Origin of the sequence: Pseudalkalibacillus berkeleyi (genome assembly GCF_021608225.1) — a bacterium.
GTDB lineage: Bacteria > Bacillota > Bacilli > Bacillales > Fictibacillaceae > Pseudalkalibacillus > Pseudalkalibacillus berkeleyi.
Window position 1 is genome coordinate 24,285 of sequence record NZ_JAKIJS010000001.1, and the last position, 14,517, is coordinate 38,801.

11 protein-coding genes are annotated in these 14,517 nt (G+C 39.7%); 7 read left to right on the top strand and 4 right to left on the bottom strand.

Going from position 1 to position 14,517, the window contains the following annotated elements; genetic code table 11:
• The first annotated feature begins 216 nt into the window (after window positions 1-216).
• Window positions 217-1,953, top strand: a complete 1,737-nt coding sequence (locus L2716_RS00205; RefSeq protein WP_236330293.1) for a phospho-sugar mutase — start codon at window positions 217-219, stop codon at window positions 1,951-1,953.
• Between the two features lie 294 nt (window positions 1,954-2,247).
• Entirely contained in the window at window positions 2,248-2,574 is a 327-nt protein-coding gene (locus tag L2716_RS00210) for a YnfA family protein (RefSeq protein WP_236330295.1), read from the top strand.
• Here the strand turns inward: L2716_RS00210 and L2716_RS00215 are convergent.
• On the bottom strand, window positions 2,571-3,149 hold the full coding sequence (locus tag L2716_RS00215; RefSeq protein WP_236330298.1) for a YitT family protein: 579 nt from the start codon (window positions 3,147-3,149) through the stop codon (window positions 2,571-2,573). The two genes, L2716_RS00210 and L2716_RS00215, sit on opposite strands and share 4 nt — an antisense overlap.
• A gap of 78 nt (window positions 3,150-3,227) precedes the next feature.
• Here L2716_RS00215 and L2716_RS00220 point away from each other — a divergent pair, with 78 nt between their 5' ends.
• The gene (locus L2716_RS00220; protein WP_236330301.1) at window positions 3,228-3,728 is read left to right on the top strand and encodes a GNAT family N-acetyltransferase; all 501 of its coding nucleotides are present in this window, start codon (window positions 3,228-3,230) and stop codon (window positions 3,726-3,728) included.
• Window positions 3,729-3,854: 126 nt separating this feature from the next.
• Here L2716_RS00220 and L2716_RS00225 read toward each other — a convergent pair whose 3' ends face one another.
• The 3 genes from L2716_RS00225 to proC form a co-directional block, all read right to left on the bottom strand.
• Entirely contained in the window at window positions 3,855-5,117 is a 1,263-nt protein-coding gene (locus L2716_RS00225) for a glutamate-5-semialdehyde dehydrogenase (RefSeq protein ID WP_236330304.1), read from the bottom strand.
• A 57-nt stretch (window positions 5,118-5,174) separates the two neighbouring features.
• A complete protein-coding gene (proB, locus tag L2716_RS00230) occupies window positions 5,175-6,296 on the bottom strand; it encodes a glutamate 5-kinase (RefSeq protein WP_236330306.1) in 1,122 nt (373 codons plus the stop codon).
• A 65-nt stretch (window positions 6,297-6,361) separates the two neighbouring features.
• The gene (gene proC / locus L2716_RS00235) at window positions 6,362-7,165 is read right to left on the bottom strand and encodes a pyrroline-5-carboxylate reductase (RefSeq protein ID WP_408005314.1); all 804 of its coding nucleotides are present in this window, start codon (window positions 7,163-7,165) and stop codon (window positions 6,362-6,364) included.
• Window positions 7,166-7,577: 412 nt separating this feature from the next.
• Here proC and L2716_RS00240 point away from each other — a divergent pair, with 412 nt between their 5' ends.
• The 4 genes from L2716_RS00240 (at window position 7,578) to L2716_RS00255 (ending at window position 14,225) form a co-directional block, all read left to right on the top strand.
• Window positions 7,578-8,987, top strand: a complete 1,410-nt coding sequence (locus tag L2716_RS00240) for a SpoVR family protein (protein ID WP_236330313.1) — start codon at window positions 7,578-7,580, stop codon at window positions 8,985-8,987.
• Between the two features lie 148 nt (window positions 8,988-9,135).
• Complete coding sequence (locus L2716_RS00245) at window positions 9,136-9,900, top strand: DUF2087 domain-containing protein (protein WP_236330316.1); 765 nt, start codon at window positions 9,136-9,138, stop codon at window positions 9,898-9,900.
• 546 nt (window positions 9,901-10,446) lie between these two features.
• Window positions 10,447-12,201: an ABC transporter ATP-binding protein gene (locus L2716_RS00250; RefSeq protein ID WP_236330319.1), complete on the top strand. Its 1,755-nt coding sequence runs from the start codon at window positions 10,447-10,449 to the stop codon at window positions 12,199-12,201.
• Between the two features lie 2 nt (window positions 12,202-12,203).
• Window positions 12,204-14,225: an ABC transporter ATP-binding protein gene (locus tag L2716_RS00255; protein WP_236330322.1), complete on the top strand. Its 2,022-nt coding sequence runs from the start codon at window positions 12,204-12,206 to the stop codon at window positions 14,223-14,225.
• Window positions 14,226-14,517: the final 292 nt, after the last annotated feature.

Below are 14,517 nucleotides of genomic sequence, written 5' to 3' on the forward strand. Positions count from 1 at the left end.
TTATTTTCCGGGGAATAGTGACAGATCTTGTATGCATAAAATGTAAAAAGGGGATTTCGACAGTATTATGGTTGTATACGATCAACATCAGACGAATGATTTGAAGGATACAGTATGATGTTGTTGAAAATAATACAAAGTACGAGAACAGTGGTTGAAAACGTGGAATTCTTATACAATAAGGAAGTGTAGAGTTTTTATTTATAGGAGGAAATTATGAGTTGGAAAAATAGTTACGAACGATGGAATACGTATGACCAATTAGATGAAGAGCTAAAAGACCAGCTTCTTGCTATCAAGGGCCAAGAAGAAAAGCTTGAAGATTGCTTTTATAAAACATTAGAATTCGGAACCGGAGGAATGCGTGGGGAGATTGGCCCGGGTACGAACCGTATGAACAAGTATACGATTCGTAAAGCATCTGAGGGTTTGGCACGATACATAGAACAATTTGGCGAAGAAGCGAAGCATCGAGGTGTTGTCATCGCGTATGATTCTCGTCATAAATCTCCAGAGTTTGCGATGGAAGCCGCGAGAACACTTGGTAGTCATGGCATTCAGACGTATGTGTTTGATGAGCTACGACCTACGCCTGAGCTTTCGTTTGCTGTTAGATATTTGCATGCCTTTTCAGGCATCGTCATAACGGCGAGCCACAATCCACCGGAATACAACGGATTTAAGGTTTATGGAAATGATGGTGGCCAACTACCTCCGAAAGCAGCGAACGAAGTGATCGATTGTGTGAATCAAGTGGAAAATGAGCTGGACATCCATATCGCAACTGAGGAAGAATTAAAGGAATCAGGGCTGTTAACGATCATTGGCGATCAGATCGACCGTGCCTACAATCAACAACTTGTGGGGATTTCAGTCAATTCCGATTTGATAAAAGAACAAAGTGATTTGAAAATTGTCTTTACACCGTTGCACGGGACAGCGAATAAGCCAGTTCGAGCTGGTTTGGAAGCACTTGGATTTAACAACGTGACAGTTGTGCGTGAACAAGAGTTACCTGATCCTGAATTCTCAACAGTTAAATCTCCAAACCCTGAGGAGCATGCTGCATTTGAACTCGCGATTCAATATGGAGAGAAGGAGAATGCAGATCTTCTCATTGCAACAGATCCGGATGCTGATCGTGTAGGGATTGCAGTGAAAAATGAAGAGGGCAAATATGTCGTCCTTACAGGTAATCAAACGGGTGCGCTTATGCTGAACTATTTGTTGAGCCAAAAGAAAGCAAATGGAAACCTTCCTGACAATGGTGTCGTCCTTAAAACGATTGTCACCTCTGAAATTGGCCGAACAATTGCTTCTAAGTACGGTCTTCGTACAGTAGATACATTGACTGGGTTCAAATTTATTGGTGAAAAGATGAAGGAATATGAAGAAACGGGTGAACACACTTTCTTATTTGGATATGAAGAAAGTTATGGTTATTTGATCGGGGATTTCGTTCGTGATAAAGATGCTGTCCAAGCGTGCTTAATGGCTGCAGAAGTTGCTGCTTATTACAAATCAAAAGGGAAAACACTTTATCAAGGGTTACTTGAAATTTTTGATGAATACGGATATTACCAAGAGGGATTGGAATCATTGACACTCAAAGGGAAGAAAGGGGCAGAAGAAATACAAGAAATTCTTGCAACTTTCCGTTCACAAGCACCATCTGACTTTGGGGGAATTCCAGTTTCAATGGTTGAAGATTACTTAAGCTATGAAAGATTGATCGTAAAAACAACTGAAACTGAAGAAATCACATTACCACCATCAAATGTCATTAAATACATTCTTGAAGATGGATCGTGGATTTGTTTACGCCCATCTGGGACTGAACCTAAAATCAAGTTCTACTTCGGCGTTCAGGCTTCTTCATTACAAAAGAGCCAAGAGATTTTAGCGACGTTAAAAGAAGACGTTATGGATAAAGTAAATCATATTAGAGCATAAAAATAGGGATTGACCGATTATGGTCAATCCTCTTTAATATGTTCACAGATTGTAGAGACATTTTCTATTTTGTTTTGAAGAGGTTTCGTTTTGATTTAATCTTACCTGTTCCTTTACAATTTGGGCATGTTTTGTTTTTTGCGAAAGGGAGGAAGGAAGAGAGTGTTCCTGTTCCTTTGCATTTCCGGCAAAGTACGAATATCGCCATCTTCGTCTCCTTTCTCACCTTATTCATTACTATCATTCTATGTTGAAAAGGCTTATCTTAAACGTCTATAAAGGAGGACACTATAAATGGTACAAGCAATATTATTTATCATAGCAGGGCTCGCTGAAATTGGAGGGGGTTATTTATTCTGGTTATGGCTAAGAGAGGGTGGTCCATACTGGTTTGGGATCATTGGAGGGCTCGTTCTGATTGTCTATGGTGTGGTCCCTACCTTTCAGACCTTTCCTACATTCGGACGAGTATTTGCAGCTTATGGAGGGGTATTCATTGTGCTCGCTCTATTATGGGGTTGGTTAGTCGATAAAGAAACACCGGATCGGTTTGATATTCTTGGAGGGATGATCTGTTTAATCGGAGTCTCAGTCATGCTCTGGGCACCGAGAATGAATTAAATAGCCGGTTGTGTGCGTTTTGTTATCGTGATGAAGGTCGTGGTGATGCCGACAGCAATAATTGTAATCAAGGAATAAACAAAAGACTCTCCTCCTAGAAGGAGACCACCACAAATAATGACGATACCATCTATGAGGAAAATTATAATGCCGACGTTCAAGTTGGTCAATTTGGAGATAATTAAAGCGAGTAAATCAGTCCCTCCTGTACTCGTATCTTGTTGTAGCATTATACCGATACCTGTCCCAACAAGAAATCCACCAATCAATGCGCACAAAAGTAGCGGTGGGTGTGTCCAATGACGAATCGGCGAAAATGCATCAATAAAAAAAGAAGAGATCAGCATGCCATGAAGACTATTATAAAAGTATGAGCGATGATAAAACCAAGCGAGCCCATAGAGCGGTAGACTTAAAATGATAATGACGAGACCCGGTTGGAATCCCCAAGTATAATTGGCGATTAGGCTAATTCCGATCATTCCCCCATCGAGAAGATGGTGGGGGGCTAATAAACCGTTGATACCCACACCTATGAAAATGCTCCCGATCAGGATTGCATTCCACTTTTTCATATGAACCTCTCCCCATACTTTCACTCATATACTAAACTATATGTACAAGTTATCAGTGATATGAGAAAGGATAGTTTAATGAATATTCGGATTAGACATGCAAACAAGAATGACCTGTCCGCTATGCTAGAGATTTATAATGAAGTCGTTCTCAACTCGCCTGCTACGTTCGACCTTGTTGAACAGTCACTAGAAAGTCGGGAACAATGGTTTAAACAATTTGATGAGCAGTATCCAATTATAGTGGCTGAGCAAGCTGAAGAGATACTCGGTTATTCATGCTTGACGAAGTTCCGCCCTAAACCTGCATATGCATCAACAGTTGAGGACTCTATATACATAAAAAGTAAGGCAAGAGGTCACGGTGTTGGATCAATGCTATTAGAAAAATTAATTAATGAAGCTAAGAAAAACAATCATCATTCCATAATCGCTGTGATTGCGAATGATGAACGCTCTAGTGTTCAACTTCATGAGAAATTCGGATATGAAAAGACCGGATTGATTAAGGAAGCTGGCTACAAATTTGATCGGTGGCACGACATTCATTTCTATCAGTTGATATTGGAATATAAATAATAAAGTGAGAGAAGATGGGCGCAGTTAAAAGGTGAGAGTAAACTTGGCAAGAGAGGATGTAAATATAGTAATCCTGTTCATGTTTTCCCATAAGAAAAAGCTCAGCATAATTGCTGAGCTTTCATTTTATCGAATCTGTCCAGTTCCTGTCATTTGGTACTTCACTGTTGTTAGTGCTGGTAATCCCATTGGACCACGTGCATGTAGTTTCTGGGTTGAAATACCGATTTCTGCACCAAATCCGAGTGCACTACCATCAGTAAATCGAGTAGAAGCATTGTGGTAAACAGCTGCTGCGTCAACAAGTCCTAAGAATGTTTTCGCTGCAGTATGGTCTTCCGTAACAATCGCTTCAGAGTGCTTCGTACCATACGTTTCAATATGCTCAACAGCTTCTGTTACGTCAGTGACTGTTTTTACAGCGATATGCTTTGAAAGATACTCGTTCGCCCAGTCTTCTTCTCCAGCAGGGATTGCACCAGGAAGAATAGAGACTGCATATTCATCACCATGTGGTGTAATATCATGTTCGTTAAACGTAGCGATCAATTGGTCTTTATTCGCATCTAGCCATTCTTTATGAATGATGACCGTTTCTGCAGCGTTACAAACGGCTGGACGATCTGTCTTAGCATTGACTAGAATGTTGAGAGCTTTCTCAACATCAGCTGCTTTATCAATATAGATGTGGCAGTTACCAACACCTGTCTCAAGCACAGGTACAGTAGCGTTATTGACTACCGCTTGAATCAATGAACCACCCCCACGTGGAATGAGTACATCGATATGCTCTTTCATTGTAAATAGTTCTTGTGTAGCAGAACGATCAGTACTTGCGATAAATTGTACGGCATCCTTAGGAATCTTCGTCTTTTCTAAACCACGGTGCATGACTTCAACAATTACCTGGTTTGAAGAAAGGGCAGAAGAACCACCTTTCAAGACGATTGCATTACCAGATTTCAAAGCAAGACCTGTTGCATCTACTGTTACATTTGGGCGTGCCTCATAAATCATACCGATTACACCTAGAGGAACGGTAACTTGTTGTACATTTAGACCGTTCTCAAGATTCCAGTCAGACTTTACAAGTCCAGTCGGGTCTTCTAAGTCTGCGACTTCTCGTAGCCCTTGTGCGAATTCATAAATTCGTTCCTTCGAAAGTGACAAGCGATCCATGAAAGCTTCGTCATAACCTTTCTCACGGCCTTTATTTAAATCTTTTTCGTTTGCTTGTAGAATCGTTTCATACTCTGCTTCTAACACTGATGCTACAGTGTGTAGAGCTTCGTTCTTATCTTCAGTAGAAAGCATGGACAGAGTCTTTGCTGCTTTCTTTGCATCTATTGCTTGCTGTTCAACGTTTGTTTTTTCAGCTGTTAACGTCATCAAATCCCTCCAGTAATTGTTGTCGTTCAATGTGCTAATCTTCCAGCTGTTCTATTGTTATACACCTACAGGTACGGCAACATCTAAGTGACAAACAAGATCTTCACTTTCAACCGCTGCTTCTTGGAAATCCTGTAGTTTAATTTCTTTTTGATTAATCAATCGCTTCAATTCGTTTGATGAATAGTTCATCACACCAAGACCGATATCTTCACCACTAATGTTCTTAATGCGTACGACAGCTCCTTTATCAAAGCGTCCGGTTACACTATGAACATCAAGTGGGGCTAAGCTCTTGTTATCTTCTTGTATAGAAGCGCCTGTTAAGTCGTTAATGGTTATTTCACCTTCAGGACCTGAATTAAATGCAATCCATTGTCTCTTTTGATTCAGGTTTTCATTTTCTTCTTTAGGATCAAAGTAAGTGCCAGTAGCTTCGTGATTTACAGCGTCATATACAATATTTGGTGTGCTAGCTTTTCCTAGGAATGAAGAGATTCCAGATGCTAGAGAAATCTTGAACGCATCAATCTTGGATTTCATTCCACCTGTACCGACTGCACTACCTGGATCTCCAGCTACGGCTTCGATTTCAGGCGTAATTTCGTGCACCTGATCGAGAAGCTGAGCATTTTCATTCTTTCTAGGGTCGTCGTCGTATAATCCATCAATATCTGATAATATAATCAGTTGATCAGCGTTGACTAAGCCTGCAACTTTTGCAGATAAAGTATCGTTATCACCGAACTTTAAGAAATCCATCGTGATCGTGTCGTTTTCGTTCACAATTGGTATGATGCCACGTTCGAGTAGCACGGTTAATGTACTACGTGCATTGTTGTAACGATTCTCATCTGAAAAGTCATCACGTGTTATTAAGATTTGTGATCCAACATAACCGTGAGAGATGAATAGATCTGAGTAAGTTTCAATTAGAAGTCCTTGTCCGATTGAAGCTGCCGCTTGCTTTTCCGGCAAAGTATCAGGTCTTGAGATAAAGCCGAGCTTACGATATCCAGCTGCTACTGCTCCAGAGGATACAAGCAAGACTTCATGCCCATCATCTTTTAAACGTACGACTTCGTCGACGAGCTTTTCAATTTTTCTACGACTCAATTCTCCATGTAAGCTTGTTAATGAACTGCTTCCTATTTTTATGATAATTCGTTTTTTATCCATATCAGGTGTCACATTCACTCCTATTATGTTGCGTTTTTTTGTTGGTTAATTAAATTTATTTATAATTACTTTTGTTCAGCAAATACTTTTTCAAGCTCTTCACGCATTTCTTTCGAACGTGAAGCAGCTCCTTTAACGGCTTCTGCAATTGCTTCGCCACCGCCGTGTTCATCTAGTGCGTCTAATCCTGCTGCTGTTGTTCCATTCGGTGATGTTACATTTTTGCGAAGCTGAGTTGGCGTTTCTTCACGCTCAAGCATCATTGTTGCTGCGCCTAAGATCGTTTGTGCTCCAATTTTGCGAGCCATTTCACGATCCATGCCACCTTCAACCCCAGCTTGCTCAATGTGTTCCATCAAGTTGTAGAAGTAAGCAGGACCACTACCAGCGATACCAGTAAAGATATCCATCTGACTTTCTTCAATAATGTAAGCTTCACCAATACAATTCATCAACTCTTTTGTAAACACCACTTGATCCATAGATACATGGTGTCCAGGTGAAATAGCAGTTGCAGATTCTCTAAGCATGCTAGAAGTGTTCGGCATGACGCGAATCACTTGTTGACCATCATTTAGTTTTTCTTCCATATAAGCTGTAGAAATACCAGCTAGTACGGAAATGAGAACTTGTTCTGGTCTAAGTCTGTCTTTTAAATCTTCCATTACAGTGTCGATATCTTTCGGCTTCATCGCAAGAATGAAAACATCAATTTGTTCAAAATTCAATTCATCTTTTTTTATCGCTTCAATTCCATATTTCACTTTCATATCATTTAAACGTTCTTGGTTACTACGGTTCGTAACAATGATTTGTTCAGGAGCTAATTTCCCTGATTCAACGATTCCTGAAATCATTGCTTCTGCCATATTACCAGCGCCTAAAAAGGCAACACGTTGTTTTAACAAAGTAACCTCTCCTTTGAATACCGTCCTTATTTCAACGTTTTTAATCGTAACATTCAGGCAAATTAATTCAACAATATAGACCAAATAGTCCGAATAAGGTCGAAAAACCCTAAGTAAGCGTTTACATTACCTTTTATATGTTTCACATCCGTTCTAAGGAAGTGTCATCTTGTCTGAGGAGGGTATACGAAGACTGGAAATCACAGAATTTCGTAATGTCTAATTAATCAGAAAATTTAGTCATGTCAATGGGTTGAGGACATGCTTGTTTGGACAATCGATCATTAAGAACGATGTTTTGTGCATTCCACTCATGAAAAGGGAAATCAGACATACATTGTCTTATATAGAGTTAAAATTAGGAGGGGCCGGAATGAGCATTGAAGAACAAAAAGAGTTAATTAACGCGATTCATGAAATTACGGAGATTGCTGAGGGGTTCGGTCTTGACTTTTATGAAATGAGATATGAGATTTGTCCATCTGACATCATTTATACATTCGGAGCATACGGAATGCCAACTCGATTTGCACATTGGAGCTTTGGTAAGCAATTTCATAAAATGAAGCTGCAATACGATCTTGGATTAAGTAAAATCTATGAACTGGTCATCAATTCAGATCCTTGTTATGCCTTTTTGTTGGACAGCAATACATTGATTCAGAACAAACTAATCATTGCCCATGTTCTTGCGCATTGTGATTTCTTTAAAAACAACGTCCGTTTTTCGAATACTCGCAGGGACATGGTTGAAAGTATGACATCGACAGCTGAACGGATCGCACATTACGAACGCTTACATGGAAAGAAGGAAGTCGAACATTTTCTAGATGCGATTCTTTCCATTCAAGAACATATAGATCCGTCCATTATGAGACCGAAACTCAACTATCAATTTGAAGATCAAGAAGAAGAACTTGAAAAGAAACCAACGCCTTATGATGATTTATGGTCCATAGACCAAAGAGGAGAAAAGAAAGACGATCAAAGAACGGTAAAGCGCAAAATTCCACCTCACCCTGAAAAAGACCTTCTATTATTTATAGAAGAATACGGACGTGAGCTAGAGGAGTGGCAACGTGATATCCTGTCCATGATGCGTGAGGAAATGCTTTATTTTTGGCCTCAATTAGAAACGAAAATCATGAATGAGGGCTGGGCATCTTTCTGGCATGCTAGAATCCTCCGTGAAATGGATTTATCGACAGATGAGGTCATAGAATTTGCTAAATTGAATGCTGGCGTTGTCCAACCTTCGCGTACTTCAATTAATCCTTATTATTTAGGATTGAAAATTTTCGAAGACATAGAAGAATGCTATAACAATCCTTCAGAAGAATTGAAGAAACAAGGCGTCAAAAAAGGTGATGGAAGAGAGAAGATTTTTGAAGTACGAGAAATTGAGTCAGACATTTCATTCATCCGGAATTATTTGACGAAGGACTTATGTGATAAGGAAGACCTTTATTTATTCCAAAAGCAAGGGAAGGATTATCGTATTACAACGAAACAGTGTGATGAAGTACGGGATCAACTCATCAGCAGTCGGGTGAATGGTGGATTCCCATACATTACCGTGAACGATGGAGACTATTTGAAAAATGGCGAGCTCTATTTGGTCCATCATTTTGAAGATGTTGAACTAGACCTTAAATACCTAGAAAAAGTTCTTCCTTATATATATGACCTATGGGGTAGAGCAGTACACATGGAAACGCAAATAGAAGGCAAACACGTTGCCTACACCTATGACGGCAAAGGCATACACAAAAGGAACTTATAGGGTCATGGGGACAGGTACCTCGTCCCACTTTAATAAGAGAGTGACATTTACTAGTCACTCTCTTTTTGTTTTTAAAACAATTTGCATTTATGTAAACGTTGAATTAATATGTTTATAAATAAGTAATCAAATTATCGGAGGGTTTGTTTTGGATTATCAAGAAGATCGATTTTGGGATGCTAGTAGTGAAGATTTGAAACGAGGTTATACATATGAACATGAAACTGAGCAATTTACTTGTCTGATATGTGGTAAAGCATTTCAAAAAGGAATCATCTATAAATGGACAGAAGACATGTTGATGGAAGCAGAGAAAGCCATTAAACAACATATAAAGGATGAACATGGCTCCGTACTTGAGTATTTGCTGACTATGAATAAGAAATACACAGGACTTACCGAAGTCCAGCGGACGCTGTTATCTTGTTTTAAAGATGGTCAAAGCGATAAAGAAATTGCAAAACAACTAGATGTTGGCAGCACGTCAACTATCAGAACGCATCGTTTCAAACTGAAGGAGAAAGAAAAACAGGCTAAGGTGTTTTTAGCGATCATGGACTTGTTGAAGAAGACAGACCAACAAGATGATCTCGTACAAATACATAAGGGGGCTACGCAAGTGGACGAAAGGTATGCAATAACAACCAAGGAACGTGAAAAAGTTTTGAACACATATTTTAATAAGGGTGTGGATGGTCCATTAACTAAATTTCCTAGTAAGGAAAAAAGGAAAATCATTGTCCTTCAACAAATCATTCGTCGGTTTGATTCCGACAATAAGTACACAGAAATGGAAGTTAATGAGGTTTTGAAACCGATTATTGATGACTTTGTTACCGTCCGACGATACCTAATTGAATATGGATTCCTTGATCGAAGTAAAGACTGTAGCGAATACTGGGTTAAAAAGTAATAATTAGGTCAAATGTTAATTATGGGTCAAGGGACCTGTCCCCCTGACCCACTAAATTGTAAAAAAATTTTAAAAATAGGCAAAAGTCTATTGCCAAATGGAAACTGTTGGTATAAACTTTTAAAGGAATTAATAAATTATGAAAAAAGGAGGTAGCGTCATGCAAAACTACATTGTTCTTTCTCTGAAACAAGATATCATCGTTTCGACCGCATACAACTTCATAAAGCATGGCGTGGACCGATAGGCACCTCTATATCTATTTTTACTTTTTATTTGTGTTGATCCAGCTCACGCCACCAAACGCGTGAGCTTTTTATATTTCTTTTGTCCGAAAACCAAGGAAGAAGTATGCCGCTTACGAGTGGCATACTTTTTTATTTTTCTGGAGGACAGTTTGATCGTATCAAACTTTCTATAAATCATTTTAAAAGAGGAGTTTTGCAGATGATTATTTATTTCAAAAACAATGTACACAAGATGGATCGGATGGAAGGCGGCTGACAAAGCAAACCAAACAAGGGACAGCAGGAAAGGGGATAAAGCATGTTTACAGTATTATTTAAACTAGGTTGGTTTTTTAAGAAGCATTGGAAACGGTACACCATCGCAATTATTCTTCTACAAATCGTTAATGTAATGGAAGTCATCCCACCTAAGTTAATCGGGATGGCCATTGACGAAATGTCGATTGGTTCATTGACGGCTGAAAGGTTATTTCAATTTATCGGCATTTACGTAGTGTTATTAATAGCGAACTATGGCATCAACTTCGTATGGATGTCTCAATTATTTGGCGGTGCATTCTTAGTTGAACGAACGATGCGTTCAAGTTTCATGCGTCATCTATTGAAAATGACCCCAACATTTTATGAGAAAAACAGAACGGGAGACTTGATGGCTAGGGCAACGAATGACTTGAAAGCCATCTCGATGACCGCAGGATTTGGGATCTTAACGTTAATCGATTCTACATTTTTCCTCATTACGATATTATTCGTGATGGGTTTCATGATCAGCTGGAAGTTAACGCTAGCGGCATTATTACCGCTACCGATTATGGCCATTCTTATGAACAGATATGGCAAGCTGATGCATAAACGATTTACGACGGCACAGGACTCATTCGGGGATTTGAATGACCAAGTGCTAGAATCCGTTTCTGGGGTGCGCGTCATCCGTGCATATGTACAAGAAAAAGAAGACCATAAACGATTTGAGAATTTAGCGCACGACGTTTATAAGAAGAACATTTCTGTTGCGCGTGTCGATTCACTATTCGAGCCGACGATTAAAGTACTCGTTGGCATCAGTTATATGATTGGTCTTGGATACGGTGCATACCTCGTCTTTCATAAAGCGATTACGCTAGGAGAATTAATTTCATTTAACGTATATCTCGGAATGTTGATCTGGCCGATGTTTGCGATTGGTGAATTAATCAATATCATGCAGCGTGGTAACGCCTCTTTGGACCGTGTCAATAATACGTTGGACTATGAACCGGATGTGAAGGACAAAGAAACGACAACACCGGTTGCAAAAGCGAAGGAAATTAAATTTGAAGAGGTAACATTTAAATACCCGAGCTCTCAAGTGGATAACTTAAAAGACGTTTCTTTTACGTTAAATAGAGGGCAAACACTCGGGATTGTAGGGAAGACAGGAAGCGGAAAGACGACATTAATTAAGCAACTGCTAAGAGAATATCCAGTAGGTGATGGGAAGATTACCATTTCCGGAGTGCCTATTGAAGATATTCCGATTTCTCAGCTACATGGCTGGTTGGGCTATGTGCCTCAGCAACAAGTTCTTTTCTCTCGTTCAGTTAAAGAGAACATTACTTTTGGTGTAAACGAGACATCCCAAAAGCGATTAAATGATGTGGTCGACTTATCATCACTGACAAATGACATTGAGAATCTTCCACAAGGGATGAAAACACTAGTAGGCGAGAAGGGTGTCGCCTTATCGGGTGGACAGAAGCAACGCATTTCCATTGCACGCGCACTTCTCGTCAATCCGGAAATTCTTTTGTTGGACGATGCGATGTCTGCTGTAGATGGTAAGACAGAAGCTAAGATTATTGAAAGTATCCGAAACGAACGATCAGGTAAAACGACGTTGATCACGACGCATCGATTGTCAGCTGTACAACATGCGGACTGGATTCTCGTAATGGATGAAGGTCATGTGATTGAAGAGGGTACACATGAACAACTATTGGAAAACGGAGGCTGGTACAAGGAACAGTACGATAGACAGCAATTAGAAGACGGCCTCTCAGAAGGTGTGGTGTAATTATGAACGTAGGAAAACGATTATTTCAATATGCATTAATCTATAAAAAAATGATTATCTTCGCCCTTGCGATGTTGACGGTAGCGGTTGCTGCTGAGTTGACGGGGCCTTTCATAGCAAAGAAAATGATCGATAACCATATTCTTGGAATTGAAAAGCCATGGATCCAAGTCGAAGGTCCCGGTGAAGATACCGTAGAGTACAAAGGCAATCACTATATACGAACCGAGTATTTTGATGGTGATGCCTCAGAGTACCCTGAAGTAAGAATTCTTCAAGTGAAACGAGATTACTTTTTTATAAATGAAAGTGTTGAGTTCGATGGAAAGCGTTCACTCGATGGTAACAACATTGTAATTGAAAAAGGGGATAGAAAGGCAGTGCATCCAGCAGAAGAATTATCTGGTGATCAGCTGCTTGGTTTCTATCAGCCTGAAGTCAAATGGCTCATATACTTGAGTGCCTTTTATCTTGGACTACTTGTGATTTCGGCCTTCTTTACGTATTGGCAAAAATACGTACTACAAAAATCTGCAAATGGAATCATTCAACATATGAGGACGGACGTTTTCGGACAGATTCAAAGACTTCCGGTGAATTATTTTGATAACTTACCTGCAGGGAAGGTCGTATCTAGAATCACGAATGATACGGAAGCGATTCGAGAATTGTACGTCACGGTTTTGGCTCAATTTTTCACTGGGATCATTTATATATTCGGGATCTTGACGGCGCTCTTCCTATTAGATGTCCGATTAGCAATGATCTGTTCAATCATTATTCCGATTATGTTTGTTTGGATTATCATGTACCGTAAATATGCGTCCAAGTATAATCATCTTATTCGCCAGCGATTGAGTGATTTGAACGCGATGATTAATGAATCCATTCAAGGGATGCCAATTATTCAAGCGTTTCGAAGACAAGATAAGACAACTGAGGAATTTGAAACGATTAACCAGGAGTATTTTCAATACCGCAATAAGCTGCTGAGTTTGGATGCGTTGATGTCACACAATCTAGTAGGTTTGCTGCGTAACATTGCGTTTGTAACCTTGATCTGGTACTTCGGTGGTGCGTCACTTACTGCGACAACTGTGGTTTCCATAGGGGTTTTGTACGCATTTGTCGATTATTTAAACCGATTGTTTCAGCCGATTATGGGAATTGTGACACAGCTTGCGAACTTAGAACAGGCACTCGTTTCGGGTGAGCGTGTATTTCGACTTCTTGACCGTGAAGGTGAAGATGTTTCGGATACAACCGTTCCTCGTTATGAAGGGAATGTCGTGTTCGATGATGTCACTTTCGCTTATAAAGAAGACGATTATGTGCTGAAAAATATTTCATTTGAAGCAAAACAAGGTGAAACAGTCGCACTCGTAGGCCATACCGGTTCAGGTAAAAGCTCCATCATGAACTTGTTGTTCCGTTTCTATGATATTGAACACGGAAAAATTATGATTGATGGTCAAGATATTCAGAAGATGACTCGACAGGACTTGCGAAAGCATATGGGGATTGTCCTTCAGGATCCATTCCTTTTTACAGGAACACTTGCTACAAATGTTAGTTTAGATGACCCAACGATTAGTCGAGAGACGGTTGAAAAAGCACTTCGCGATGTGGGAGCAGAGCCGTTCATTCAGCAACTTCCGAACGGATATGATGAACCCGTCATCGAAAAGGGGAGCACGTTATCTGCTGGTCAACGGCAATTAATTTCATTTGCCCGAGCACTCGCTTATAATCCGTCTATATTGATTTTAGATGAAGCGACAGCCAACATTGATACTGAAACAGAGGCGATAATTCAGAAAGCATTGGACGTCTTGAAGGAAGGACGTACAACGTTTATCATTGCTCATCGTTTATCTACAATTAAAAGCGCGGATCAAATTTTAGTGCTCGACCGTGGTCAAATTGTCGAACGAGGATCACATGACGAGTTAATGAAGGCAAAAGGAAAGTATTTTCAAATGTATCAATTACAGCAAGGATCCAAACAATCACAAGCTGTATGAAATGAAAATGAATAGAAGAGAGGACTGTCTAGGAAATCAGTAATCACTGATTTTCAGACAGTCTTTTTTCATGGTTGGAGTAGTAGATATGTACTAAATTCCCCAAGAGAGAAGCAAAGTTCCACAAGTGAGAGCAGAAGTTCCTCGAATGAAGAGCAAAACCTCAGAAACGAACTGAAAATCATTTAAAATTCTCCAAATACCTATCTTCATCACCCGCTAGACTCTTTAATACAACATAAAAGGTGAAATCGCGAACTAAAGCGAATATAGAGATGTATGAACAATCATG